Source organism: Natronococcus sp. A-GB1 (assembly GCF_029688845.1).
Classification (GTDB): Archaea; Halobacteriota; Halobacteria; order Halobacteriales; family Natrialbaceae; genus Natronococcus.
The window spans coordinates 1-26,888 of sequence record NZ_JARUKW010000001.1 but is presented as its reverse complement, the minus strand read 5'-3'; the positions used below and the strand labels follow the sequence as shown (position 1 = coordinate 26,888).

At 67.1% G+C, this 26,888-nt stretch carries 18 protein-coding genes and 2 tRNA genes; 10 read left to right on the top strand and 10 right to left on the bottom strand.

The features are described from left to right. Nucleotides 1–14: 14 nt before the first annotated feature. On the top strand, nucleotides 15–638 hold the full coding sequence (locus QA600_RS00100) for a hypothetical protein (RefSeq protein WP_278289953.1): 624 nt from the start codon (nucleotides 15–17) through the stop codon (nucleotides 636–638). A gap of 393 nt (nucleotides 639–1,031) precedes the next feature. On the opposite strand, the gene QA600_RS00095 is transcribed toward QA600_RS00100, so the two are convergent. The 3 genes from QA600_RS00095 to QA600_RS00085 form a co-directional block, all read right to left on the bottom strand. Next, nucleotides 1,032–1,907 (bottom strand): alpha/beta hydrolase, encoded by an 876-nt coding sequence (locus QA600_RS00095; RefSeq protein ID WP_278289952.1) that lies wholly within the window; start codon nucleotides 1,905–1,907, stop codon nucleotides 1,032–1,034. An 84-nt stretch (nucleotides 1,908–1,991) separates the two neighbouring features. Continuing rightward, nucleotides 1,992–3,191 carry a PQQ-binding-like beta-propeller repeat protein gene (locus QA600_RS00090; RefSeq protein ID WP_278289951.1) on the bottom strand — a complete coding sequence of 400 codons (1,200 nt, stop codon included), beginning with the start codon at nucleotides 3,189–3,191 and terminating at the stop codon, nucleotides 1,992–1,994. A gap of 434 nt (nucleotides 3,192–3,625) precedes the next feature. Beyond that, nucleotides 3,626–3,698: transfer RNA gene (locus tag QA600_RS00085), tRNA-Arg, on the bottom strand. A gap of 254 nt (nucleotides 3,699–3,952) precedes the next feature. Between QA600_RS00085 and QA600_RS00080 the strand changes: the two genes are divergently transcribed. The 3 genes from QA600_RS00080 (at nucleotide 3,953) to QA600_RS00070 (ending at nucleotide 6,902) form a co-directional block, all read left to right on the top strand. Beyond that, nucleotides 3,953–5,386, top strand: a complete 1,434-nt coding sequence (locus QA600_RS00080; protein WP_278289950.1) for a single-stranded DNA binding protein — start codon at nucleotides 3,953–3,955, stop codon at nucleotides 5,384–5,386. A 63-nt stretch (nucleotides 5,387–5,449) separates the two neighbouring features. Next, nucleotides 5,450–5,881, top strand: a complete 432-nt coding sequence (locus QA600_RS00075; RefSeq protein WP_278289949.1) for a histone — start codon at nucleotides 5,450–5,452, stop codon at nucleotides 5,879–5,881. Between the two features lies 1 nt (nucleotide 5,882). Next, nucleotides 5,883–6,902, top strand: a complete 1,020-nt coding sequence (locus QA600_RS00070; protein ID WP_278289948.1) for a histone deacetylase — start codon at nucleotides 5,883–5,885, stop codon at nucleotides 6,900–6,902. Between the two features lie 21 nt (nucleotides 6,903–6,923). Here QA600_RS00070 and cca read toward each other — a convergent pair whose 3' ends face one another. Further along, entirely contained in the window at nucleotides 6,924–8,321 is a 1,398-nt protein-coding gene (cca, locus tag QA600_RS00065) for a CCA tRNA nucleotidyltransferase (protein WP_278289947.1), read from the bottom strand. A gap of 95 nt (nucleotides 8,322–8,416) precedes the next feature. Between cca and QA600_RS00060 the strand changes: the two genes are divergently transcribed. Beyond that, nucleotides 8,417–8,489, top strand: a tRNA-Asn gene (locus tag QA600_RS00060). Between the two features lie 256 nt (nucleotides 8,490–8,745). On the opposite strand, the gene QA600_RS00055 is transcribed toward QA600_RS00060, so the two are convergent. Together QA600_RS00055 and QA600_RS00050 are read right to left on the bottom strand one after the other, a co-directional pair. Next, nucleotides 8,746–11,781 (bottom strand): bacterio-opsin activator domain-containing protein, encoded by a 3,036-nt coding sequence (locus tag QA600_RS00055; protein ID WP_278289946.1) that lies wholly within the window; start codon nucleotides 11,779–11,781, stop codon nucleotides 8,746–8,748. Between the two features lie 121 nt (nucleotides 11,782–11,902). Beyond that, nucleotides 11,903–12,517 carry a hypothetical protein gene (locus tag QA600_RS00050; protein WP_278289945.1) on the bottom strand — a complete coding sequence of 205 codons (615 nt, stop codon included), beginning with the start codon at nucleotides 12,515–12,517 and terminating at the stop codon, nucleotides 11,903–11,905. Between the two features lie 258 nt (nucleotides 12,518–12,775). Between QA600_RS00050 and QA600_RS00045 the strand changes: the two genes are divergently transcribed. Continuing rightward, complete coding sequence (locus QA600_RS00045; RefSeq protein WP_278289944.1) at nucleotides 12,776–14,656, top strand: hypothetical protein; 1,881 nt, start codon at nucleotides 12,776–12,778, stop codon at nucleotides 14,654–14,656. A gap of 317 nt (nucleotides 14,657–14,973) precedes the next feature. On the opposite strand, the gene QA600_RS00040 is transcribed toward QA600_RS00045, so the two are convergent. Then, the gene (locus tag QA600_RS00040; protein WP_278289943.1) at nucleotides 14,974–15,951 is read right to left on the bottom strand and encodes a stage II sporulation protein M; all 978 of its coding nucleotides are present in this window, start codon (nucleotides 15,949–15,951) and stop codon (nucleotides 14,974–14,976) included. Between the two features lie 42 nt (nucleotides 15,952–15,993). Continuing rightward, on the bottom strand, nucleotides 15,994–16,914 hold the full coding sequence (locus QA600_RS00035; RefSeq protein WP_278289942.1) for an aminoglycoside phosphotransferase family protein: 921 nt from the start codon (nucleotides 16,912–16,914) through the stop codon (nucleotides 15,994–15,996). A 112-nt stretch (nucleotides 16,915–17,026) separates the two neighbouring features. Between QA600_RS00035 and QA600_RS00030 the strand changes: the two genes are divergently transcribed. Continuing rightward, the gene (locus QA600_RS00030) at nucleotides 17,027–17,884 is read left to right on the top strand and encodes a ribose-phosphate diphosphokinase (protein WP_278289941.1); all 858 of its coding nucleotides are present in this window, start codon (nucleotides 17,027–17,029) and stop codon (nucleotides 17,882–17,884) included. Nucleotides 17,885–18,151: 267 nt separating this feature from the next. Beyond that, the gene (locus QA600_RS00025; protein WP_278289940.1) at nucleotides 18,152–22,195 is read left to right on the top strand and encodes a glucodextranase DOMON-like domain-containing protein; all 4,044 of its coding nucleotides are present in this window, start codon (nucleotides 18,152–18,154) and stop codon (nucleotides 22,193–22,195) included. A gap of 664 nt (nucleotides 22,196–22,859) precedes the next feature. Here the strand turns inward: QA600_RS00025 and ileS are convergent. Further along, nucleotides 22,860–26,060, bottom strand: coding sequence for an isoleucine--tRNA ligase (gene ileS, locus QA600_RS00020; protein WP_278289939.1), 3,201 nt, complete (start codon nucleotides 26,058–26,060; stop codon nucleotides 22,860–22,862). Between the two features lie 188 nt (nucleotides 26,061–26,248). On the opposite strand from ileS, the gene QA600_RS00015 reads away from it, so the two are divergent. Together QA600_RS00015 and QA600_RS00010 are read left to right on the top strand one after the other, a co-directional pair. Then, complete coding sequence (locus tag QA600_RS00015) at nucleotides 26,249–26,392, top strand: hypothetical protein (RefSeq protein ID WP_278289938.1); 144 nt, start codon at nucleotides 26,249–26,251, stop codon at nucleotides 26,390–26,392. Next, a complete protein-coding gene (locus QA600_RS00010; RefSeq protein ID WP_278289937.1) occupies nucleotides 26,389–26,697 on the top strand; it encodes a hypothetical protein in 309 nt (102 codons plus the stop codon). The genes QA600_RS00015 and QA600_RS00010 overlap by 4 nt, the downstream gene beginning before the upstream one ends. Here QA600_RS00010 and QA600_RS00005 read toward each other — a convergent pair. Further along, a partial coding sequence (locus QA600_RS00005) for a hypothetical protein (RefSeq protein ID WP_278289936.1) occupies nucleotides 26,694–26,888 on the bottom strand: 195 nt, incomplete at its 5' end. The two genes, QA600_RS00010 and QA600_RS00005, sit on opposite strands and share 4 nt — an antisense overlap.

Sequence of the window (26,888 nt, the reverse complement as noted above, 5' to 3'; positions counted from 1 at the left end):
CGAGCAGTATCCGTATGCGCGATCGAATCATCGACGAACTGGGCAACCTTCCTCGATCGCGGTTTCTGGTCTACCTGATGGGTCCCTACGAGGCGTTCGACGTGGAGCGGGCACTCGAGAACGCCGACCCCGATTCGATCCCCGATTCGGTCGACTTCGGGACGCTCGTCGGCTCCGACCACGACCTGGCGCGCGACGAGGCCGCACTCGACCTCCTACTCGACGTTCGGGACCGCCTGCGGACCGACGCCGGCGTCAACGCGTTCCTGGCGATCGATATCGACGTGGCGCTCGAGGAACTCGACGCAGCCAGTCAGAGCATCGCCTTCGCGGAGGCGAGCAACGCGGTCGTCTACGTCGTTCCCGCCGTCGGCGACAACCTCGGTGTCGGAATCGAGGTCGGCTCCGTACTCGAGGCGCTGTTCGACGGCGAAACCTCGGCCCACCACCGCGAACGGGTCGCGTTCGTCCACGAGTCGGGCGTTCGAAGCGCGATGATCGCGGCCGTTCGGGACCGCTGGGAGGCCCGTATTTACGCCTACGAGGATCGGGACGAACTCGAGCGCCAGATCCGGCTGTTCGTCCGCGATCTGATCCGCAAGGAACGGACCGGCGAACTCCCGACGCTCGAGGAGTAAGGAGAGGCACACACTGGACCGAACACAGCGAGGAAATCCCTCGAGAGACGCGAAGCGAGCCCCAGCCCTCGAGGGTCGGAGGCTTTCGGGTGTTTACTCCGGAAGCGTATTCTGCTCGCGCGAATACAGGTGGTGGCCACGCCCTCCCCAACCGATTCACCCGGTCACGTCGCTCCCTCGTTCATCCACAGGAAGACGCAGCGCGTCTTCCAAGCCTTCGCTCGTTTCCTCGCGAAGACCTCGCACAATGTCGTCGACCGCCCTCACTGACGTTCGGACGGCTGACAGCGCGCGCCACCGTATGTGGAGTGCCCGGTTCCCTCAAGCCCGTCCGTGGGTTCTCCGGCCCGTCGATCCGGCCGATCAGGTCTCAGCTCCGGCTCCACCGAGCCCTCACTCGAGCGTGTCGGCGATCAGGTCCGCACAGCCGACGTCGGGTTTCGCGTAGGCGCAGTGGTCGCCGACCTCGTCGGTGACGTCCACGTCGACGTAGTTCTCGGGACATGAGCTCCCGCTGCGGAACCAGCCGCCGCCGCAGTCGCTGCCGGCACAGCCCAGCCCGCTCGAGAACGACTGGACGTCGTAGCCGTAACAGACGCTGGTGTCGTTCTCGGAGTGGTAGTTGTACACCGCATCGGCCCCGCGTTCGATCCCGGGGCCGTACGCGCCGGCCGTACAGATCGCATCGTCGTCGGCTGCGGTGCCGAGCAGCGAGACGGTCTCGACGCGGCTCTCGAGGGCGGCCAGCGTCTCGAGACACGCGCGACCGCCCAGCGAGTGGCCGACCAGGTGGACCGTCGCGTCGTCGGCCTCGTCCTCGAGCCAGGCGGCGAGGCGCTCGCCGGCCGTCTCGGTGGTGTTCTCGGCGCGCCAGTAGTTGCGGCTGTCGGCCTCCCACGACGCCGCGACGACGGGTCGGTCGGAGCCGTTTTGCTCGAGGGCCTCCCGGAGGGTGTTAGCCTGGTCCGTGCTGGTCTCGAGGCCGAGCCAGCCGTGGACGAAGACGACGAACTCGTCATCGATCCTCTCGAGGTTCTCGGCCGTCGGCTCCGCGTCGGTGAGGTCGATCTCCGGGTAGTCAGCGGGCGCCTCGAGCCAGTCGTCACAGCCCGTAAGTTCGCTCGCCGAAGCCGACCTCGACGCGGCGCCAAGGCCCGTTGCTCCCGCAGCCGTGCCCGCCGTGGCGCCGAGAAGCTGCCGTCGGCTGACGGGCGCCGACTCTTCTTCGTCTCCCCTGCTGTCGTCGGCTCTCAAGTGTCGGTCGCTCATGAGTAGCTCGTCGTTAGAACTCGAGCGAGGCTTCGCGGCGAATGCGGGTACGTTCCGTGCAGGCACGCTCCGGGACGAGCGACCTCACGAGAGGACCAGCAGTTTCGCCGAGCCGTCGCCCTCCCAGCCGGCGTCGGTGGTCGCGAACAGCTTCCCGTCGGCCGCGGTGACGAAGCCGACGTCGCCGTCGGTCTCGCGTTCGAACCGCCGTTCGCCGACCCGGAACGAGCGAATTCCGACCCCGCCGTCGATGTCGATCGCGCGGAGGCGGTCGTCCCCGACGTAGACCGTGTCGCCGACGACGATCGGCGGACCGGAGCCGCCCCGCTCGAGGGAAACGCGCCACCGCTCGCCGCCCTCGTTCGCGTCGAGCGCGTACAGCGTCGACCCCGACCGCGCCAGCAGCGTTCGGTGACCGATCGCGAGCCCGTCGGTCCCGGAGCCGCCGAGTTCGGTCTCCCACTCCCGGTTCCCGCCGATATCGAAGTACGTAATCGTGCCGCCGTTGCCGGCGACGGCGACGCCGTGTCCGGTGCGGCGGTCCTCCGAGGTGAGCACGACCGGTGCGCTCGCGATTCCAGCTTCGATCGTTCGCCGCCACTCGACGGTCCCCCACCGATCGACGTCGTACAGCTCGCCGCCTCGCGTTGCCACGTACAGGGAGTCGGCGTACTTCGCGATGGCGTACCGCGGGACCCCGAGCAGTTCCTGCTCCCACAGGTGGTCGCCGGTTCCGGCCTCGAGCGCGTGGACGGCGTCGCCGGCGGCGGCGTAGATTCGTCCGTCGTCCGTCTCCGAAACCGTCACCGACCCGGTGCCGATCGTAGAGTCGAACTCGTGGCTCCATTCTATCTCGCCCGTCTCGAGGTCGCGGGCGGTCAGCGTGTCCACCTCCTGGAGGTAAGCCCTGTCGCCGACGACGGTCGGCGCGCCGTTGTACGTGTAGGCGTCGTTGTCGGGGTCGATCGACCACCGTCGCTCGCCCGTCTCGCAGTCGACGGCGACGACATCGGTCCCCGTCGTGACCAGCACGGTATCGTCGGTCACGATCGGCTCGGCCGTGACGAACGCCGAGTCGAACTCGAGGCCCCACTCGAGCGAGGGCTCCTCGCGGGGCGCCGCGCCGTCGGCGACAGTCCTCGAGTTCCCGATGTCGGCGCCAGGCGTCGACCACGTGTAGTCGTCGTCGCTACCGGGCTCGGCATCGGTGCTCCCGAGACAGCCCGCAAGCGCCGCGGTACCGGCAGCTCCGGTCCCCAGCAGGACGTCGCGTCTGGATCGCATTCGGTTCGACTCGCCACCGTCCCGGAATGAGCTTTGTGCCCGGGCGGGGTGTCGGCGGATCACTGCCGAGTGGGTTCAAGTCGTTTCTCGTACCGTCGGGTAATCGGAGCGAGCGCTCGAGGACTTTCAATAGACCGCGTCCTGACGGAGTCTCACGCGAACGGAGTGAGCGTGAGGCACGTCAGGACCGAACACAAGAGCGAGTGCTGAACAACGTGAAGCGTCCGCGATAAGTGAGCGTCCTTGACGGAGTCCAACGCGAGTGAAACGAGCGTTGGGCACGGAGCGTCGGAAACGCTCCGGAGATTTGAACTCGGAAAGACGTTCGGCCTCGCTTCGCTCGGCCGCTGCGACTTTCCTGCTCAAATCTCCTCGTTAGAGTTTCCTTCAGCACGCACTGCTCGCTACGCTCGCAGCGTTGTGCTGAAGAGAAACGTCCTGACGGAGATTTGAACTCCGGTCCCTGGCTCCGCAAGCCAAGAGGATAGTCCACTACCCTATCAGGACTCATCTCTACGTACCGCCGTCGACATTAAAGCCCTTTCGAAAGCATTCGGCCGCTGGCCGCCGATTTCGGGAGGGAGTGTCACGCGAACCGCGTACGTTTATCCCGGAAGGGGCGGCCAACGATCGTATGCACTCCGACCGTCGAACCAGCTTCGAGTTACCGTCGCCGCCCCGCCCTGCCGTGTTCGTCATTCGCTCCCGAAGCCGTCGAATGAGCAATTCTTATGCGCGGGCTACTCATGAACGAACATAGAATGAGCGACATCGAGGGCGTGTACGAGGACCTCGAGGCGGACGTTTCTCTCGAGGAGTTTCGCGAGGCCGTCGAGGAGAAAGTCGAGCAGATGGGCGGGCTCGCCGACGAGGAGACGGCGGCGATGCTCATCGCCCACGAGATCGGCGAGAGCGAGGTCGGCGGCGTCGCCGACGTCGAACCCGGGATGGAGGAGGCCAAGTTCGTCGCGAAGGTGATCGACATCGGCGAGATGCGCACCTTCGAGCGCGACGGCGAGGACGAGGACGGCCGCGTCGTCAACGTCGAGGTCGCCGACGAGACGGGCTCGATCCGGGCGGCGTTCTGGGACGAACACGCCGAGGCGACCCTCGAGGAGCTCGAGGAGGGCCAGGTGTTACGGATCAAGGGGCGGCCCAAGGAGGGCTTTTCGGGCGTCGAGGTCAGCGTCGACGAAGTCGAGCCCGACCCCGACACCGAGATCGACGTCCAGGTATCCGACGTTCACACCGTCGAGGCGCTGTCGCTCGGGCTCTCGAGCGTAAATCTCGTCGGCGTCGTCCTCGACACCGACAGCGTGCGAACGTTCGACCGCGACGACGGCTCCGAGGGGAAGGTCGCGAACCTCGTCGTCGGCGACTCGACCGGTCGAATCCGAGTGACGATGTGGGACGAGCGCGCCGAGCAGGTAACCGAGTTCGAGGCCGGCGACACCCTCGAGGTCGTCGACGGCTACGTCCGCGAGCGAGACGGCTCGCTCGAGCTTCACGTCGGCAACCGCGGCGCGCTCGAGGCCGTCGACGCCGACGTCGAGTACGTTCCCGAGAACGTACCGATCGAGGGCGTCGAGATCGGCAAGACGGTCGACATCGCTGGCGTCGTTCGATCGGCGGACCCCAAGCGGACGTTCGACCGGGACGACGGCTCGGAGGGACAGGTCCGCAATATCCGCGTTCAGGACGCGACCGGCGACATCCGGGTCGCACTCTGGGGCGAGAAGGCAGACATCGATCTCGGACCGGGCGACGAGGTCGCGCTGGCCGACGTCGAGATCCAGGACGGCTGGCAGGACGACCTCGAGGCGAGCGCGGGCTGGCAGTCGACGGTGACGGTGCTGGACTCGGAGGCCGGCTCGAGCGCAGAAGCGAACGACGACGGGGCGGACAGCGACGGGAACGCGGGCCTGTCGTCGTTTGCGGCGGACAGTGAGGGATCGTCGACTGCGGCGGACGAAGCATCGGTCGGCGACGGTGGCGACGCCGACCCGGACAAGCCCGAACCCGGCGAGGAGATCGAGTTCACCGGCGTCGTCGTCCAGGCCGGTGACCCGGTCGTCCTCGACGACGGCGAGACGACGATGAGCGTCACCACCGAGGCCACCGTCGGGCTCGGCGAGGAGATCACCGCTCGCGGTGTCGTTCGTGACGGTCGGCTCGAGGCGAGTGACGTGTTCTGAGGCGGCGAAAAACGCCGAATCGTGAGGAAAAGCGTTAAGGGAGTTAACTCCGGCTATCATGATATGAACGTCGAACTCCCGTTCGCGCCGGTCGATACGATCATCCGGCGGAACGCGGGTGAACTGCGGGTGAGTGCCGACGCATCGGAGGAGCTCGCAAAGCGCATCCAGGAGCGCGGGAGCGAGCTCGCGACCGAGGCCGCCGAGCGGGCGAACGCCGAGGGGCGCAAGACGCTGATGGCCCAGGATTTCGAGGTCGAAACCGTCGTCGACAAGGACGACCTCGAGCTGCCGGTCGCACCCGTCGACCGCATCGCGCGCCTCGAGATCGACTCCCGGTACCGGGTCTCGATGGACGCCCGGATCGCGCTGGCGGACATCCTCGAGGACTACGCCGACAACGTCGCCCAGGCCGCGGCGGTTCTCGCTCGCCACGCCGACCGGCGAACGATCACCGACGACGACATCGAGACGTACTTCTCGCTGTTCGAGTGAGATGCAGTTTGGCTACAGCGAGGTCTGTCTCGCACACGATCCCGGCGCGCGCCACCCCGAGTCGCCGGACCGGCTGCGGGCGATCCGCGAACGACTGAAGCGTAAGCACGGCGTCGAGTACGTCGAGGCCGACCCCGTCGATATCGACGTTATGGAGGGGGTCCACGACCGCGACTACCTCGAGTCGGTCAGGGAGTTCTGTGCCGACGGCGGAGGGAACTGGGACCCCGACACCACCGCCGTCGAGGAGACCTGGGAGGCGGTCAGGTACAGCGCCGGGCAGGCCTGTTGGGCAGCGGAGGCGGCCCTGGACGGCGCCGACGGCAGAAAGACGCCGTTTTCCATCGGCCGGCCACCGGGTCACCACGCCGTCTACGAGGACGCGATGGGCTTCTGTTTCGCCAACAACGTCGCCGTCGCCGCCCAGCACGCCCTCGACACACGGGACGTCGATCGAATCGCGATTGTCGACTGGGACGTCCACCACGGCAACGGCACGCAAGATATCTTCTACGACCGCGGGGACATCTTCTTCGCCTCCATCCACGAGGAGGGGCTCTACCCCGGTACCGGGCAGATCGAGGAGACGGGCAAGGGCGACGGCGAGGGAGCGACGATGAACGTCCCGATGCCCGCGGGCACGGACGACCGCGACTACCTCGAGGCGGTCGAGGGCCCCGTCTCGAGCGCGCTCGAGGCGTACGATCCGGACCTCCTGTTGATCAGCGCCGGCTTCGACGCCCACCGCCACGACCCGATCTCGCGGATCAGGCTCTCGACGGAGGCCTACGCCTTGTTGACCGGTCGGTTCCGGAGCGTCGCCGACCGGACCGACGCGGCACTGGCGTTCGTCCTCGAGGGTGGGTACGGCCTCGACGTGCTCGCCGACAGCGTCGCGCTCGTCCACGAGACGTTCGACGGGCGGGAGCCGATCGAACCCGACGACGACTGCAGCCCCGACGCGGTGGAACTGCTCGAGGAGGTCGCCGGCGCACACGACCTCGACCTCGAGTTGGACTGAGCGCTCGAGCGGAGGGATTTCTCAGGGTCGCGGATCGAAGTACGCACCCAGCTGGCGGTCGAACTCGGGGAGCAGCGCTGCCGTCTCGTCCCCGACGAGCACGTCGTACCCCTCCTCGAGGGCCGTCTCGACGTGCGCGCCGAGCCCGACGTCGAACAGGCGGTCGCTCTCGAGGTACCCTCGGGCGGTCGTCCAGTCTCGTTTTCGCTCCGCGACGTAGCGGTCGCCGTCGATGAACGGACCGTAGACGTCCGGATCGTCGGCGTAGGCGTCGTAGAACCCCTCGGCGTGGTCGCGAACGTGAACCGGCGGCCCGAGGTGGCGCTCGATAGCCGGCCGTTCTGCGACGGCCAGTTCCGCGAAGACGACGGCCGTCTCGTCGGCGAATGTTTGGGCTCTGAGGACGTCGAACCCGCGGTCGTCGAGTCCGCCGACGATCCCCTCGAGGGACTTTCTGAGCTGTGGGTAGAGCTGATCGTCGACGAGGTCGGGGGCCTCAAATCGGACCGCCACGGCGGTCGCCTCCCGATCTGCGAGTCGGTCGCGAAGCGCCGCGGCCGTCAGCGGCTCGGGCTCGCGGGGTTCGAAGAAGCTGGTCGCGGGTGCGGCGAGGAACTCGCGGGCGTAGTGCTGGAGCCGGGCGACGTTTTCGGCGGCACAGACGGCGGCGACGTTGCGCTCGGGGTCGGTCGGGTCGATAACGATCAGCGGGTCCGAAAACGACGCTCGTCCGTGACCTTCGGGATCGAGTTCGACCGGCGGCTGCCAGTCGGCTGCGGCCTCGAGCAGCGATCGAAAGCCGCCATACTCGACGACGAGCAACTCGGTGAGGTAGCCGCTGAATCCGCTGGTCCGAAGGTCGCTCCCGTAGGCGCCGATCCCCTTCAGGAACTGCTTAGCGAGGCGCACGTCGGCCGCCAGCTCCTCGTCGAGACGCTCCTCGAGGTAGCGGTTGTGAAACGGGGTTCGGTCGACGGCCGAGCGGATTTCGGTCGCCGATCCGAGACGAAAGCAGGGGACGACGTCGACGTCGAACCCCTCGACCTTGCCCTTGACGTAGGGGTGTTCGGCGTACTCCTCGTGGCCGTCGGGCACCGTCCCGTGGCCGACCTCGAGGCCGTACTCCTCGAGCGTCTCGCGGTCGAGTTCCGGCGGAAAGCGGACGAAGACGTCGATGTCTCGGTCGCCGCTGATCCAGGTCCCCCGTGCCGACGAGCCGACCTGCAGGACGTCCGCGCCGGGAGCCAGGTCGGTTGCCGCGTCCTCGGCTCGCTCGGTGAGCGTCTCCGCGACCGCGCGCAGCCGCGCTCGTTCGTCGGCGTCTGGATCGATCCGATCTCGGACTCGGGACAGCACCGACTCGAAATCATCGTTCGTCCCGTCCGGCCCGCCGTCGCGGTCGGCCTCGTCCTCGCTCATTGCGTCGGAGTACTGCAGCGCCGCGTGAAAGCGTGTCGAACTCGAGGAGGGAAAAACGAAAGCCCTATCAAACCTACCCGATTACCAGATGATGAGCCGAAGTAGCTCAGATGGTAGAGCACCTCGCTGTTAACGAGGTTGTCCCAGGTTCGAGTCCTGGCTTCGGCGCTGATTTTCGAGCAATCACACGCGAGGAGCGGTAGCTCCGAGCGTATCCAGCGAGAAAATCAGCGAAACAAACAGGACTCGAGCACGCGAGTCGCACGCGGCCGAACGGAGTGAGGCCGACCGTCTTGCACCCGTTCGAGTCCTGGCTTCGGCGTCCAACACATTTCTTCGAGATGTCTGGGTTGACTGGAACGCCAAGCGTTCCGGTCGTGCTGGGTTTTGAGGATCAATTCGTGAGGAATCCTTGGACGATCGCTCACCTCGAGCGAGGCACCTCCACATCTGAGTCGTCCTCGCCGGTGGCGAAAAACGCCGACAGCAGACACCAGTTGCCGCGACGGAGGTGCTGGTGGAGTGTCGAGGAGGAGATCCCGATCGAGTCGGCTAGCTCCTCGGCCGTGATCTTCCGGGGCCAGTCGTAGTAGCCGGCAAAGTACGCCGACTCGAGGGCCGCGCGTTGCTTGTCGGTCAGCTGATCGCCGACGGACTCTCGGAAGGTGTCGGCGGTCGTCACCGAGCGCTCGCGTTCGCGTTTGGCGACGAGCTCGAGGTCGTCGAACTCGCCGTCGAACGTCGCGACGACGTCGCGGACGTCGGCGCTCTGGGGGGCTTCGATGACGACCGTCCCCTCGCCGTCCTCGGCGGCCGCCGAGCGGACCGCGGTCCCGGACTCGAGGGCGAGCTGAATCATCGAGTTCTCGGTGACCGTCTGGAGGACGAACCCGTCGTGGCGCTCCGAGACCGCGCGGGCGCTTTCGATCTCGGCCGCCGCCTCGGCGGCCTCGAGGACGGTCGCCGGCTCGACTCCCGAAACCTGGTGGTAGAGCATTACGCGACCGTTCTCGAGGGGGATCGAGCGCCGGAACTCGCAGCGACAGTCGTACTCGGCCGTGAGCCGGACGTAGAAGACGGCCCGGTCGCGAAGCGAGAACTCGAGTTCGACGATGGAGTCGGCCAGCAGCAGCTCCCGGCTCTTGAGGGCGTTCTTGGCGAAGCCGACGATCCTGCCGAGCGACTCGAACCCCGCGATGGCGTCCTCGGTGAAGACGTCGTCGCGAACGCTGTTGAGGACGAGCACACCGACGGTCTGGTCGCCGTACAGTAGCGGGACCGCGGCGATCGCCTCGACGTCCCTGATGGGCTCGTCGTCCGCCTCGTGGCTCTCCGTGATCTGGTACTGTCGGACGATGTGGACGTCACCAGTCCCGACCGCTCGCTCGACGGTACCGCCGGCGATCGATCCGAGTCGGCTTTTCGTCACGGTCTCGAGGTAACCGTCCTCAACGCCGGCGGCGACGGGCGATCCGATCCGATCGTCGACGCCCTCGACGCGGCCGATCCAGGCGCTTCGGTAGAGATCCGACGCGACCAGCTGCTCGCAGATCATTCGGTCGAGTTCCTCGCGAGTCGTCGCCGCCACCAGTCCGGTGACGAGGTCGTTGTTGACGGCGTTGATCCGGTTCAGCGTCTCGAGTTCATCGCGCTGCTGGCGGAGTTCTCTCTCCTGGGTGCGCAGGAGCTGGGTCCGCTCGGCCCGGGTCAGCGCCGCGCCGATGCCCATCGCCAGCATCTCCGTGAGATGCAGGTCGCTGCCGTCGAGACTCTCGTCCTCCCGTGCGAGCACCGTAAGAACGCCGTGGGCTCCGATCGGAACGTGGATGCTCGAGTGTTCGAACAGCTCCGGATCGGTCCGTTCCTGCTCGACGATTGCGTTCCGTACCGGCTCCCGGTTTCTGAACGCGCGCCCGGCCAGCGTCGCCTCGAGATCGTAGGCGGTTCGCATCTCCAGGAGCTCCCTGGCCCCGTCGGTCATCGCAACGCACTCGAGTTGGTTTGTCTCCGGCTCGAACAATCGGACGCAGGCGATCTCGAACTCGAGGACGGTCTCGACGGCCTCGGCGCCGGTTCGAGCGATGTCCGTCGCGGTCTCGGCACACATCAGCTCGCGGGCGACGACGTTGAGCGCCTCGAGTCGCTGCTCCCAGGACTTCCGGTCGGTGACGTCGCGCACGACGCAGACGATCCCGTCCTCGAGCGCGGTGAGGGAGTGTTCCTGGTAGAAGTGGGTGCCATCCGACCGCCGCCCCACCGCCTCGCCGCGCCAGTAACCCACCTCCAGTACAGCGGGAATGGCGTCCCGCTCGAGTCGATCGACCTCCTCGTCCGGAAAGAGGATCTGCCACGACGAGCCGACGAGTTCGTCGACGTCGTAGCCGTGCAGGTCGGCGAGCGCGCGGTTCGTGTACCGAAGCTCGCCGGATTCGTCCGAGATCGCCATCCCGTCCATCGCCGACTCCATCGCTGCCGATCGGTGTCGGATCGCGTCCTCGGCGTCGAGGCGGTCGAACGCGGCCTGGATCGTCGAAGCCAGAATTCCGATCAGGTTCCGTAGCGAGTCGTCGATCGTTTCGCCGTTGGTCGAGCCAACGGTCAGAAGTCCGGTCTCGCCCAGCGGCACGACGAGTCGCTCCTCGAGCCCGATCTCCGGATGCGCCGACCGGTCGACGGCGTGGTACGTCTCGACGAGTCTGGCGTCTCCCTCGCGGAAGACCTCCATCTCGACCGTCCCTGACGGGATCGGCGCGATGTCGGTCGCGGCGCCGTCGTCGACGGCGGACGAGCGAACCGATCTGCTGGCGGCCAGGGGCTCGAGTACCTCGCCGTCTGCGTCGAACCGCCACACCGCGGCGTAGGATCGGCCGAGCACCGTCTGGATGAGTTCGACCGCGATCCGTCCGACGTCACCTCTCGTCTCGGCTGCGTGGAGCTTCCGGCTCGCGTCGTAGAGCGCCTCGAACCGACTCTCGTCGACGTCGCGTTCGGTTCGCGCTTCGGCCCCGGAGTCCGAACGGCGGCCGTCGATCTCGATCCTCGTCGGCGGGCGGTCGCGGCTCGGTCGCCGGTTCGGAGTCCGTTCGGGGTCCGTCCGAACGACGACCGTGCGGTAGCGCTCCCCGTCGATGTCGACCGTCGCCGCGGCCAGCTCTACGGGGATCGAGCGCCCGCTGCTATGGGCGAGTTCGCAGTCGATCCGGTCGCGTGCCTGGTCGGCGTCGGCTACCGGCGCCCGCTCGAGAATCCGTTCGAGCGGGCTCGAATCGTCCTCCGGAAAGAGGTGATCGATCGATCCCTCAAGGAGTTCCTCGGCGCCGTAGCCGAGCAGTTCGGGCACGTGCGAACTGGCGAAGACGATCGTGCCGTCGGTATCGAGAACGACGAGTCCGTCGGCGCCGGTCTCCACGACGTCCCTGAAGAGCGGATCGTCGATGGCCGAGGGAACGTGTGGCGTCATATGTCTCTAGAATGCCGTCGCAGTGCATAAATATACACTAATAGACACTTTTTCCACACACTCTGGCTTCTCTGAGTGATTCGACTGGACGTTCCCTGACTGTGAACGGTCGGCGCTGTCGTCACGAATCCGCCCTCCGATCCGTTTCGGCGACGATGCGAACGTCGTCACCGTCCTCGAGGACGTACCGCTCCGGATCGACGGGATCGCCGTTTACGGTCACCGAGACGGTCGTCCCGGCGTCGTCCTCGTCGTACGCCTCGCCGTCGACGACGAGGGAGTCCTCGGTGAGGTCCATCCCGAGCGTCGCCATGGCGTACTCGAGGGTGACGCCCTCGCAGTGGACGTGCCAGACCTCGGCGTTGTCGTAGTCGTGGAAGTGGAAGCAGCCGTCCCGCTCGATGTACTGCGGATCGTCGAAGTCGACGACCGTCCCGTCGTACTCGAGGAGGATATCGCCGTGGATGTGAGTCGGGCTGTCCGCATCGGGTTGCTGGACCGCCGCGGTTTCGACCGGTGCAGGCATCAGGAAGATCGCCAGGTACGCGACGACGAACAGGACGACGACGGCGACGCCGAGGACGTACGGCTTGACGTTCCTGGACGCGGTCCAGCCGTGTTCGTCGACGAGCCGGCGGTCCAGACCCTCGAGGTCGCCGTCGTGGGCCCGCTCGAGGTGTGAGACGTACTTCTCGTCGGCAACCGACTCGCCGCAGTAGGGGCATCGTTTCGTCATCGCCGTTCGATACGAACGATCACTTCTCGGACCAACATGAACCGTGGAGGAAGATCCGGGCGGATCCTTCGACAGAGGCCACGTTCGTTCGGACCGGCGCGGCCGTCGTCCGGTATCGACGACGCCGATCCGCGTCAAGAACCGCAGATCGTCCCCGTTCTTCCCGAAGCTTCGCCGCCCGTTCTTGAGCGTGCCGGGCGGAGATGGTGGTGAGCTGCTCGACAGCGCAGCCTATCAGACGAGGCGACGAACAGGAACATGATTCAGGAACTCAGCGTACTCACGGCCATCGGGCTCATCGTGCTCGCCGGCGCCATCGGCGCCGGCAGCGTCGTCGGTCCCGACGACCACGTCGTCGTCTACACGCTGGACGACGAACGATGCGACGTGAGCGAACAGACGGACGAACAAATCGCCACCGAGACGGACTTCGACGAACGGGAGAGCGAGAGCCAGAGCGACCGGGAGCGTGGGAATCTCGATCATAGCGAGAGCGAGAGCGAGCGCGACTTGAGCGAACGCGACAGCGCCAGTGACAGCGCCAGCGACACGGATCTCTCCGAGAGCGAGCGCAGCGACCGCGCCAGCGCCAGTGACAGCGCCAGCGAGGACGAACGGATCGATTCCGAGTTGAACGACCGCGACGAACAGCGCGACAGTGCAAGCGAGCGCGACGCCAGCACCCTTGATGAGAGCGACAGCGACCGCTCCGAGAGGACGGTCGACGACACCGACGTCGAGAACGAGCGGGACGACCGCGAGCACGAGCGCGACGCGAGCGACGCCAGCGAGGGCGAGCGCGAGAGCGACAGCACCCACAGCGAACACGACAGCCGCGACGGGGACAGCACGTACGACGAGGACGAGACGACCCGGAGCGATCACGACGAACGCGAGGGTGCGAGCGACAGCGAGTCGTCCGAGTCCGAACGCGACGCAAGTGAGAGCGAGGTCGACGCCGACCGGGCCGATCTCGAGGAGAGCGAGTCCGAACGGAGCGACTCGAGCGAGAGCGGGGCCGAGCGGGCGTCGGACTCGAGCGACCGCGCGGAGAGCGAGCGCGACGCAAGCGAGAGCGCATCGGCCGAGAGCGACGCTGAGCGCGACGCCAGTGAGAGCGACTCGAGCGAGAGCGAATCCCAGGAGCGCGACGAAACCGAGAGCAGCGCCGAAACCGACGAGCGCGATCGGATCGACGACGGCGACCGCGAGCGCTTCGACAGCGTCGAGAGCGAGGACGTCGGCGACCGCACGGTCCGCGACAAGATCGACCGCGAGGAGGCCGAGTCGGCCCTCAGCGAGAGCGAGCGCGACTCGGCAGAACGTGCGTCCGACGAGAGCGAGCGCGATGAAACCGCGAGCGACGACCGCGAGAGCGAGTCCGAACGGGAGGCTGAGTCGGGCACCGAACGGGACGCCGAACGCAGCGAGTCCAGCGACCAGGGTGCCGAGAGCGACCGCGACATGAGCGAACGCGACGAAAGCGAGGGCGAGTCCGAGCGCGATCGCGCTGCCTCCGGCAGCGACGAGAGCGATCGCAGCGTGAGCGAGACCGACAACGACTCCGCCGAGCGCGACCTCGAGACGGCAGACAGCGAGGTCGAGCGCGACGCCAGCGAGTCCGACGAGCGCGAGCGCGCCAGCTCGAGCAGCGAATCCGAGCGCGACGGCAGCACTGCCACCGACGAACTCGAGGAGAGCGACCGCGACCGCAGCGAGGAGACCGCCTCCGAGCGCGAGGCCGACAGCGAGAGCGACACCGGCACCGACGAGCGCTACCAGTCCGAGTCCGCGAGCGACGAGGCGAGCGACCGGGACAGCGCCCACGACTCGAGCGAGCGCGATCTGAGCGAGCGCGAGCGCGACAGCGCCGAGGAGAGCGAGCGTGACGAAAGCGAGGCCGACAGCGACCTCGACACGCGCGAGACGACCCGGAACGACAGCGACCGAGACAGCGACACGCGCACCTCACAGAGCGAAACGGAGGACACGACCCGCGAGCAGCAGTCCGACGAGGACTGCGAGACGGTCTCCGAGCGCCTGCTCGTGACCGACGACAGCTACGACGAGCTGCGGGAGAAGGGCGCCATCGAGGAGAACGACGACGGGACGTTCGACGTCGACGTCTCCAAGCTCTGAGCGTCGCCTCTTTTGCGATCGTTTTTCGATTGTTCGACTTCGGAACGTGGCTTTCTCGTTCGGCACGGCAGAGAAACGGTCTCGAGTGTAACCAGCTGGGCGTCGATCCGGATCCGTTATCGCGAACTGCCCACGTCCCTTTTTCCGCATCGGGATTCCGCGTTTCGCGCGGAACCACTCGCGCAAAAATCTACGCTAAAAAGCCGCTCGCTCCCGATAGTCGCTCGCGGGTGCTGCGCTTGAACCGCACCGCAGCGGTATCAGCTTCACTTGTACGGAACGCGAGTTTCTGAATACTGAAACCGTGCTCGGATCTACTACGGTTCGGCCAGCCCCGGGAACAGCGCCTCCGCGATCACGATCGTCAGGTAAGCCTCGACGAACGCCGCGAGCGCGAGCAACAGCCAGCCGAAGACGACGAGCAGGGTCGTCCGGAAGACGTACGCTTTCGTGAACAGCGATTCGCGCGAGCCGAGAAGCCGCTGGCCGGCCCGATGGAGGAACCGGAAGCCGACACCCGCGGCGATGAACAGTGCCGGAAGCTCGAAGATCCCGTGGGGGGCGAGCAGGGCGACGATCGGACCGAATCCGACCTCGAGCCCGGTGACGACTGCGATGTTGCCGACGATGATCCCGTTAAAGACCATGATGACCGTCGTCACCAGTCCAAGCGTGAGCGCACCGAAGATCGCCGCCAGGAACGGCGGCGTGTTCTGGACGAGGAAGAAGGTCGCCGAGAGCTCGATCCCGCCGCCGGCGGCGGGGTCGCCGTTGGCGAGTTCCTCGTCGCCGAGTTCCTCACTCAGGAGCTCGAGGAACAGTTCCGTGAGGTCGATCCCCGCGGCGACGAGCGCGGCCCCGAGGACGACGCCGCCGCCGAACAGCGCCGTGGCGAACCAGACGTAGAGGCGGTGTTCAGCCCACCCCGCCGCGAGCGACGCGGCCACGCCGGAGCCCTCGGTCAGCGCGGCCGCGCCGAGGGCGGCGAACGCGAGCGCGAGCACGGCAGCGCCCGCCGCGGCCGTGGTGAGGTCGTGGACCGCGGCCGTCGCCCCTGCCGTCACGAACGAGACCAGCGCCAGCGCGAACGCGAGGCTCGCCCAGCTACGGTTCGGATCCGTTCCCGGGCCCGGTTCCGCCCCGTTCCGGTCGGGATCCGGCGGCTGACTCGATGGAGCCTCTCGACCCCCGGAGTCGCGCCGTTCGCGTCGCTCGCTCGCCGACTCGTCGGCCCGCGCCGACCGATCCGCCTCGGTCTGCTCGAGCGATCCCTCGTCGGCCCGTCGGTCGTTCATACCTCCTCTTGGGTCAAACGCCGGATAAATCCGCCGACAGGACTACCGCTTGAGCAGCCGCCGGCACTGGCGCCATAGCTGTCGGCGACCGCGAGCGTCGCGGGCGATCCGCCCGTAGTTCGCCGCCGACTGCGCGAGCCAGAGCAGTTTGTACGTTCGGAGTCGACGCGCCGCGTCCGACTCGAGATCCCCCTCGAGCGCGTATCCGGACCGGAACGTCGTTCGGAGCCGAGCACGCTCCTGCCGATCGAGTTCCCGCGCGTGGACGTCGACGAACCTGGCCTCGGCGCGGGCCAGCGCGTACTCGGCGCGAGTGACGTGGGCGTTTCCCCAATCGAGGACGCCCGTGATCGAGCCAGAGGCGTCGACTAGGAGGTTCGAGGGCTGGTAGTCGCCGTGGGTGAGCACCGGCCGAGGGTCCGGGTCGCCGGCCGACGGAACCAGGAGCGCCTCGAGCGCGGGTCCGAAATCCACCGCGTGCCAGCTATCGGGTTCGCACAGCCGAAGCGTCGACCCCTCACGGGCGAGCCCGCCGACGCGGTCGAACCCGAGCGAGTCCGTCGCGTGGAGCCGACCGAGTAGCTCGCCGGCCTCTCGAACGAGCCGTCCGCGGACGTCGGGCTCGAGGACCGAGTACGCAGGACCGGGGTTCCGACCCGTCAGGAACTCATAGAGGGCCCACCGTTCGGGTCCGCCGTCGGACGGGTTCGCCAGCGAGCCCGAGGCGAGCACCTCGGGAACCGGGAGCTCGGTTGCCGCACCGACGAGATCGACGATCAGTGGCTCGATCACGTCGCCCGTCCAGACGCTGGCGCCGCCGCGCTTGCAGACCGCCGTTTCGGGATCGTCCGCCAGCTCGAGGACGAGGGTGTCGGCGACCGAGCCCGGATCGGGGCGGCGACTCGATCTCAGTTCGGTCTCGAGGGCGGCCTCGACGATCCGTGCGGCCGTCTCGGAGTCCATCCGTTCACGGGCTACGTTCGGCGAGTTCGTAGCCCTTCCGTCCCGCCCGGCCGTCGGCGACTTCGGCGCCGAGAACGAAAGCGGGTTTACCCGCGGTGCTGTGGCAACGAGTATGATCGTCAGCGGATCCAGCTCCCAGGCCTTCGCCGCGGCCCTCGCCCGCGAACTCGAGGAACCGCTCGCCGCCGTCGAGTACGATCGGTTTCCCGACGGCGAACTGCTCGCGGCCGCCCCCGACGTCGCCGAGCGCGACGTCGATCGAGCGGTCGTTGTCGCCTCGACGACCTCGAGCGACGCCCACCTCGAGGTGCTCCAGCTTCAGGACGCCGTCCGGGAGGCCGGCGCAGACGAGGTGGTGACAGTATTGCCGTACATGGGCTACGGTCGTCAGGACAAAGCCTTCGAGGCGGGCCACCCGATCTCGGCGCGGGCCGTCGCACGGGCCGTCTCGACCGGAACGGATCGCGTGCTCACCGTCAACCCCCACGAGGAGTCGATCTGCGACTTTTTCGAGCCCTCGGCGACCGCCATCGACGCCGCCGACCGGCTGGCCGACCCCCTCCCGGCCGATCTCGAGAATCCCGTCTTCCTCTCACCCGACGCGGGTGCAGTGGAACTCGCCGAGACGGTTCGGGATGCCTACGGGGCGGGTGCGACGGACTACTTCGAGAAGACCCGCCTCTCGGGGACCGAGGTCGAGATCTCCCCGAGCGACGTCGCCGTCGCCAACCGGGACGTGGTCGTCACCGACGACATCATCGCGACGGGGTCAACGATGAGCGAGGCGGTCGGCGTCCTCGGGGAACGAGGGGTCAGCCGGGTGTTCGTCACCTGTGTTCATCCGCTGCTCGCCCGCGACGCCGTCACGAAGCTCTCGAGAGCCGGCGTCGAGGCGATCTACGGCACCGATACGATCGAGCGCCAGTACAGCGCGGTGTCGGTTGCCCCGTCGGTCGCGGCCGAGCTCTAGTTCTCTGCGGATTCGACTCCCGGTAGCGACGACGGGAGAGCAGGGAGTTGGCCTGCGACACCGACGGTCGAGAAGCGCGACTCGAGCGCCGATAGCTCCCGCTGTCGCCTCCTCGATCACGGAAGCGTCCGACGGGTACGCCAATCTATATATGCTGTAATATGTAATCACGTTTTAGATGCATCATCAATTATCATGGGATCAGTCTCGAATTAGTGTTACTGAAACGGCTTCGCGATCGAAGAAAACCGCCAGCCGGAGGCGGCGATGACCTCGCGTCGGTCGGGGTTCCCTAGACGGACTGTGCTCGGCGGCCTCGCCGGTTTCGGGGCGCTTTCGGTCGCGGGATCGGGCGTGACCGCGCTCGAGGACGATCAGTTCGTCCCCGACACCGAGTTCACACCGACGGTCGAGCGCTCGCGACATCCCGGCCACCCACGGTTCGTCTCGGTCGGCGAGACGCTCACGAACCCGATCTTCATCGGCGAGGTCGACGGCCACGACGAGGGCGTTTTCGGCGACCGGGACAACCTCGCGCCTGGGGCGAGCCCAGATATCGACCCCGAGAACTACGCTGCCGACGACTTCGAGTGGTCGATCGCCAGCCGACCCGACGGCAGCGACGCCGAACTCACGTTCGCCTCACCGAGCGACGAAAACGACGAGGATCGCTACGACGAGGGACGCGACAACGTCGCCGAGTTCGAGGCCGACACGCCGGGAACCTACGCCCTCGAACTCGAGGACGAGACCGGCGAGGTCCACGAGCTAACGATCCACGCCTTCCCCGAGTCCGACGGGCCGCAACCCCGCGTCGAACTCGAGGGCACGTACGACGACGAGCAGTTCCTCCTCGACGCGAACCCGCAGCTGGCCCCCGATTCGTCCGCGAGCGAGGGCGACCTCGAGGTCGTCTTCCTCGCGGACGACCGGGACGCGCTGGCAACAGACGATATCGAGGTCGACGGTCACGGGGCGACCGTCGACGCGGGAGCCCTGGGCGACGAGTCGGCCCGGGTTCACGCCGCGGCCTGGGACGGGGCGGCCTACAGCGTCCTCGACACGGTCGAACTCGACCCCGACGGCTCGGTCGGACTGCCGAACCGCCCGCCCGAGTGGTCGAACGACGCCGTCATCTACCAGATCTTCACCCGCTCGTGGGCCGGCGAGCGCTTCGCGACGAACTTCGACGTCATGATCCGTGGCGACGACGACCTCGGTGCTCAGGGACTCGACTACCTCGAAGAGCTGGGGATCGACGCCGTCTGGCTGACGCCGGTCGTCCCCTCGGTGAGTTCACAGATGCAGAACGACGGCCACATCGTCGGCGGCGGACCCCACGGCTACGACACGATCGACTACTTCGACGTCGCGCCCGACCTCGCACCCGACGACAAGACGCCGCTCGAGGCCTACCGGGAGTTCGTCGACGCCTGTCACGAGCGCGATATCAGGGTGGTCTTTGACACCGTTATCAACCACGCGGGCCGGTTCAACGGGCTGTTCCAGGAGACGATCGCCGAAAAAGAGGGCGACGTCGAGGACACCTGGTGGGACTTCCCGCGAGTCACGGAGTGGGACGAGGACTCGCCGTACTTCGACTGGTTCGACCGCGTCGAGGCCGATCGGATCGCCGACGGCCACAGCTACTTCGACGACGGCACCGTCCTCGAGCCCTCGCCGCGCCCGACGGGTTTCTGGGACCTGATGGTGATGCCCAACTGGAACTACGAGAACCTCGCGGTACGGGAGTACATGCTCGCGTTCGCCGAATTCTGGGTCGACGAGATCGGCGTCGACGGGCTTCGCTGTGACATCGCCTGGGGCGTTCCCCACAGCTTCTGGAAGGAGTTCCGCGAGGTCGTCCACGCCCACGACAGCGACGTCCTCTTGTTCGACGAGTCGATCCCCAACGACGCCGACTTCGCCGAAAACGAGTTCGACATGCACTACGACAAGGTGTCGTTCACCGACACCGCCCTCGCGATCGGCCAGGGTCACGGCGACGCCAGCGGCTTCCTCGGCGCCATCGAGGGCCGACGGAACGACGGCTTCCCCGAGAAGTCGCGGTTCTACAACTGCATCGAGAACCACGACGAAGAGCGCGTCCTCGACGCCGCACTCGACGCCTACGACGACGACGAGTACGCCTCGAAGATCCAGCGAGCCACCTGGGCCGCAACCGTCACGCTACCGGGGGTGCCGGCGATCTACTACGGGCAGGAACGCGAGATCAGCAAATATGGGACCGAGCGCCACCGCGGCGAGGACGACCCCCGCGACGACGGCGACGTCCAGCCCGGCGACATGCGCCGCGCGTTCATGAACTGGGGCGACGAGTTCGACGCCGACCACCTCGAGTTCTACCGGGAGCTGATCGAGCTCTACCACGACCACACGGTCCTGCAGACCGAAGCCGACGTCCGCGACGACTGGTACGATGCTGGCGGCGCACACGTGCTCGTCTTCGGCCGCGACGCGAGTCACCTCGCGGACGTCGACGGCCCCGAAAAGGCCCTCGTCGCGATCAACTACGAGGCCGACCCGGTCGAGATCGACCTCCGGGAGACGGTCGACGGTACCGACCTCGTTTCGGGCGCCGAGATCGAAACCGGCAGCGGGGACGGCACGATGACCGTCGAGGTCGACACCGTCGCCGTCCTCGAGACGCCCGACTTCGAGGCCGTCTCGGACCTCGTAGCTCAGTGGGACGACGTCGCTGGCGACGACCACGGCCCCGGCTGGTACGAGTACCCGACGAGCGACGACTTTGCCGAGGGCTCGTTCGATCTCCGCGGCCTCGAGGTCCGCGACGCGGGCGACACCTACGAGTTCGCCCTCGACGTCGAAACCCTGGAGAACGTCTGGGACCTCGAGGGCGGCTTCTCGACCCAGTTCCCACAGATCTACGTCCACGACCCCGGCGCACCCGACGAGCAGGGCAGTACGGAGCCGAACCGAGAGGGCGTCGGCGTCACCTTCGAACAGCCCTACCACCACGAACTCATGGGCACCGGCGAGTGGGGCGCCTGGCTCGATCCCGCCGACGGCGGCGATGGGATGGCCGTCGACGTCTCGACCGATGGAACCGAGATCGTCTTCGAGGTGCCCGCGAACGCCTTCGACGCCGCGTTCGCAGACCTCGAGTTCGCTCCGCTGCTGCTGGGCTTCGACAGCGAGGGCCCCGGCGGCGTCCGTCCCGTCACCGCCGACGGCGGCGAATGGGTGTTCGAGGACACCGAGTTCGGTGACGAGGCCGACGACACTCGACACAACGTTATCGACGCGATCACACCCGACGACAGCACGAACGCCGACGCGCTCGGCTACGACGAAGACGAGCCCGCGACCGTTCCGTTCGTCAGCGCCGAGTCGGGGATGCGAAACGTCGTCTTCCGCGGCGACCGGATCGCCAGCTTCGAGGTCGGCGAGGGCACCGATTACGGCCCCGGGAACTACGAGTACCCGACGACTGACCAGATCCCCGAGGGATCGCTGGATCTCGATACCGTCGACCTCTACGAGGACGACGACACCTACACGTTCGCGTTCCGGATGGTCGAGCCGTTCGACAATCCCTGGGGCGGCGACGACGGGTTCTCGCTCCAGCACGTCCAGCTGTACGTCCACGATCCCGACGGTGAGGGCGGGACGACGGAGGCTCGCGACGGCGTCAACGCCGCGTTCGCCGACGACTACCACTACTGGCTGGCGGCAAACTTCGAGTGGACGGCGTTCGAAACCGCAGACGGCGAGGAGCTTTCGGGTCTCGAACTCGAGGGCTACGAGCCCGAGAACACGATCGTCCTTCGGGTGCCCGCGGACGCGTTCGACGGCGATCTCGAAGATCTGGGGGTCGCAGCGCTCGTCTTCGGCCACGACGGCTACGGTCCCGGCGGTATCCGGCAGGTCGAAGAGCAGGCCACCGAGTGGGAGTTCGGCGGCGCCGAGAACGAGAACGCACCGACCGTCATCGACATGGCGACGCCCGAAGAGGTCTCCCGCGAGGAGGCACTCGCATACGACGGGGACTCGATCGCCGAAATTCCCTACGTGGGCGGCGAAAGCGAAGACGACGAGGAGACGGTGAGCGTCCGCGAGGCCATCGTCGACGAGGAGCCGCCGACCCCGGACGACCTCCAGTCGGCCCGCGAGTACCGCCAGAGCGGCGAGCCAGTGCCGGGCACTGGCGGCAGCACCGTCGACCAGGAGACGTTTCGCGACATCGCACGCGACGTGCAGGGTCACGGCGCCAGCGACGATCACCCCGGTGGCGGTCGAAGCGACAAGGCACCCGGTCGGAGCGACTGACGGCGGCGAACGCGGCACCGACCCTCCCGAGGAATCGGGCACTACGGAGCGAGACGAGCCGTCGTAATACACCCACCGGTCGGCGTCGAGACGCGATCACGGCCGACCCCGTGAGTCGGGCGGACCGGGATGTGGTCACGAGTGGAGACAAGACGCGTGGCGCCGATCGACCAGTATGGACGTCACGGTTCGCGAGGCGACCATGGCAGACGTCGATCGGATCTGCGAGATCACCCGCGCGGCGATCGAAACGCTCGCGGCGGAGCCGTACGACGATCGTCAGCTGACGGCGTGGGCAGCCGCCGTCGACCCGGAGCTCTACCCGATCGAGGACGACGAGACGCACGTCCTCGTCGCCGAGGCCGAGGACACTATCGTCGGGTTCGGCTGGATGAAGCCAACCGCAGACGAGTACTTCGCCACCGACGTGGACGGAGAGATAACCGGAACGTACGTGTATCCGGACGCCGCCGGCCAGGGGTCGGGACCCGCCTCTACGGCGAACTCGAGCGGATCGCTCGAGACGCGGCGGTCGGGTCGTTCGGGTCTGGGCCTCGCTGAACGCCGTGGAGTTTTACAGAACGCAGGGGTACGAGACTGTGACCGAACGGACGGTCGAGTACGACGACGTCCGCCTTCCGGTCGAAGAGATGCGGACGGAGCTCTAGTCCGACGCCTCGGCCGCCGCAACCGGCTCGAGCGCGATCTCCATCGCGACACCGTCGACGTCCCACTCCTTGCGGTGGCCGTCCTCGACCGTCCGCAGGTCGTCGGCCCGGACCTCCTCGCGGATCAGGTCCTCGCGGTCCTCGACCAGCGAGGCCACGCGGTCGTCGTCGATCTCGACCTCGAGGACGATCCGCTCCTCGACGTCCAGGTCGAGGTCCTTGCGCATCTCCTGGACCCGGCGGATGACCTCGCGGGCGTACCCCTCGCTCTCGATGTCGGCGGTCAGCGAGGCGTCGACGTAGGCGACCCCGCGGTCGTCGCCGTCGAGCGAGAATGCGGTGCCGGCGATGTCGTCGGGGGTCTCGGTGACAAAGGAGACCATCGACTCCTCGATCGACTCGCCCTCCTCGAGCACGTCCGCGACGGCCGCCTCGAGGGCCTCGAGATCCGGCTCGTCGATTCGGGCCTCGTTGAGCGCGTTCATTACCTGCCCGGCGCGACCGCCGAAGGCCGGGCCGAGTTCGCTCATGTCCGCTTCGGCGCTGTACCGAAGCTCCTCCCAGCGGTTCTCGGCCGAGACGAGTTCGATCTCGCGGGCGTTGAGCCGATCCTCGAGCAGGTCGGTATGGCGTTCGACCGCTTCGGCGACCCGTTCGTCGTCGGCCGCGACGACGACCCGCGGGACGGGCCAGCGCAGTTTGCGACCGGCCTGCTGGCGGGCGTTGGCGCCGGCCTCCTCGATCGCCCGGAGGAAGGCGACGTCCTCCTCGAGCTGGTCGTCGACCCAGTACTCCTCGACGTCGGGCCAGTCGCACATGTGGACGGTGTCGTGCTCGGCCCCGCCGGTGAGGGTGCCGTAGATCTCGTCGCTGACGAACGGCGCGTAGGGGGCGAGCAGGGCGACCGTCTCGCGGAGGACGCGGTAGATCGTCGCGTAGGCCGCCTCCTTCGAGGCGCTGTCCTCTTCCTCCCACATCCGTTCGCGGACCGCCTGGACGTAGAAGCGGGAGACGTCCTCGACGACGAACTCGAGGAGGGCCTCGAGGGCCTTGTCCTGGCGGTAGTCCTCGAACGCCTCGGTCATCTCGGCTTTCGTCGACTGCAGCCGGGCGAGGACCCACTCGTCGATCAGCTCGAGGTTGGTATCGACCTCGTCCAGCGTCGTCTCCTGGGGATCGAACCCATCGAGACGCATGTACGGCAGCGGGAACCGGAAGACGTTCCACAGCGTTCGGAGGTTGTCCTCCATCGTCTGCATGCCGTCCCAGGAGAAGCGCATGTCGTCTCCCTGTGGGTTGTTCGACAGCAGGAAGAGTCGCATGACGTCCCGGCCGTGGCGGTCGATCGCCTCGTGGGGGTCGATCAGGATATCCTTGGACTTACTCATCGCGCGGCCGTCGGGCATCAGCGCGTGGCCGTGCATCAGCACCTCCTGGTAGGGACTTTCACCAAGCGCCGCAGTTCCCATCCCGAGCTGGGACCAGAACCAGCCCCGGGTCTGATCGTGGGCCTCGAGGATGAGGTCGGCGGGCCAGAGCTCGTCGAACCGGCTGTCGTCGGACGGGTAGTTCAGCGTCCCCCACGACGCCACCGAGGAGTCGAGCCAGACGTCGAAGACGTCCGGAACGCGGGTGTACGTCTTCCCGTCCTCGGTGATCGTCAGCTCGTCGACGGTGTCCTTGTGGAGGTCGACGCTGTCGTACTCGATCTCTTGGTCGACGCGCTCGACGAGCTCCTCGCGATCGCTGATGACGATCATGTCCTCGTCGTCGTCCCGATCCTCGGGCGTCCAGACGGGGAGGGGGATGCCCCAGTAGCGCTGGCGGGAGACGTTCCAGTCGGGCGCCTCCTCGACGAAGTCACGGAACCGGTTGTCCCGTGCCCACTGCGGGTGCCACTCGCTGTCCTCGATGTTGTCGAGTAGTTCGTCTTTGACGTCGGTGATCGTGATGAACCACTGGTCGGTGACGATCTGGACGATGCCCGTATCGCAGCGCCAGCAGTGGCCGTAGCTGTGGTGGACCGTTCCCGAGGACAGCATCGCCCCGTTGTCCTCGAGGTCGGCGATGATCTCCTCGTCGGCCTCCTTGACGAATTGGCCCTCGTACGTGCCGGCCTGGTCGGTGTAGACGCCGTCACCAGCGACCGGACAGAAGATCGGCAGGCCGAGTTCGCGACCGCGCTCGAAGTCCTCCTCACCGTGGCCGGGCGCGGAGTGGACGAGCCCGGTGCGGTCGGCCTCGACGTACTCCGCATCGTAGATCTGGAGGGCGTCGTCGACGTCGACGTGATCGGGCACCTCCTCGGCGAGGGGGTGTTCGTACTCCCAACCGACCATCTCCTCGCCCGTCAGGGTCTCGAGGACCTCGTAGTCGTCGTAGCGGCCCTCCTTCAGCACGCCCTCGACGCAGTCCTCGGCGACGTAGATGACCTCCTCCTCGCCCTCGCGCTCGGCGCGGACGCCTTGGTAGGTCAGGTCGGGGTCGACCGCGACGAACGTGTTCGCCGGAATCGTCCACGGCGTCGTCGTCCAGACGACGACCGACCCCTCCCGATCCTGCAGATCGAACTTGACGTAGATCGAGGGATCCTCGACGTCCTCGTACTCGACCTCGTTGTTCGCGATGGCGGTCTCGCAGCGGGGACACTGCGAGATCGAACGGTGGCCCTTCTCGACGAGACCGCGCTCTGCGGCCTTCGAGAACCCCCACCAGGCGGCCTCCATGTACTCGGGCTCGACGGTTCGGTAGGGGTCGTCCCAGTCCATCCAGACGCCGAAGTCCTGGAAATCGGACTGGAGCCCCTCGAGCTGTTCGTCGGCGTACTCCTTGCACTCTCGGATGAACTCGTCCTCGCCGAACTCCTCGATGTCCTTCTTGTTCTCGAAGCCGAGCCGCTCCTCGACCCGGGTCTCGATCGGCAGCCCGTGCATGTCGTAGCCGGGGCGGTCGGTGACGTCGTACCCCTGCATCCGGAGGAAGCGGATGTAGACGTCCTTCAGGGACTTGTTCCAGGTCGTTCCCATGTGTGCCGACCCGGAGGTGTACGGCGGGCCGTCGACGAAGAAAAAGGAGTCGCCGTCGGATCGGTGCTCGACCGTCTGTTCGTAGGCGTCGACGTCGTCCCAGTAGTCGAAGACCCGCTGCTCGAGCGCGTGGGGGTCGTACTGGTCGTCGACCTCGCCGAACCTGCTCATACCAGACGTAATTGCACGGGACGGTAAAGAGGAATCGATATTGCAGGTTCGGCTCGACGGGGATCAACGGCCCTCGCGGTCACCATTGGCCTACGAAACGATGGAGAGCTTCCGGACATCCGTCGGCTTCGTGTCGACCATCCGAACGTAGAACAAACACTATATGTTTGACCCCTGTTGTACCCCGTATGGCGATCAGCAGTCTGGTCGGTCTCACGTTCGTCTTCGCGTTTCTGACGGCGGCGTCGTACGTCGGCACTCGGTTGGCGATGCGGGACGTCACACCGCGAGTTACCGAACCGCGAGTACGCGCCCGAGGAGCGACCGGATGAGGGGTGAGCGATCCAAAGCCGACGCTCGAGGGCCGAGTGACCGGCGTTCCCTCGAGGCCCGCGATACAGTCGCAGTCCTGTTCGACCGGGAGGTGCTGAAACTCCTCGCGGTCGTCGTCGCCGGCTGGTGGATGATCGAGGCAGGAGGGTCGGAGACCGCGAGTTCGTCGGGATTCTCGCACCTGGTGTACGAGGGGATCGGTGCGCTCACGACGCTCGTCGGCGCCGCGCTCCTCGTCGTCGGATCGCTCGCGTTGCTGGTCAAACTGGTTTACGAGGCGACGAAACTGACAGAGCAGGGTTAGCTCGAGCGAATCGACGCGAAGACTTTCTGGTAGCCGATGCCGTAGACGCCGGCGTAGAGCATGATCGCACCGATCGCGGCGAGCCAGAGAGCGACCATCGCCTCACCGGAGCCGAAGTGCTGGAGGCTCGCGTACTCCGCGGCGAGCCCGCCGGCGGTCAGGACGGCCGCGGCGAGGACGTAGAGTAACAG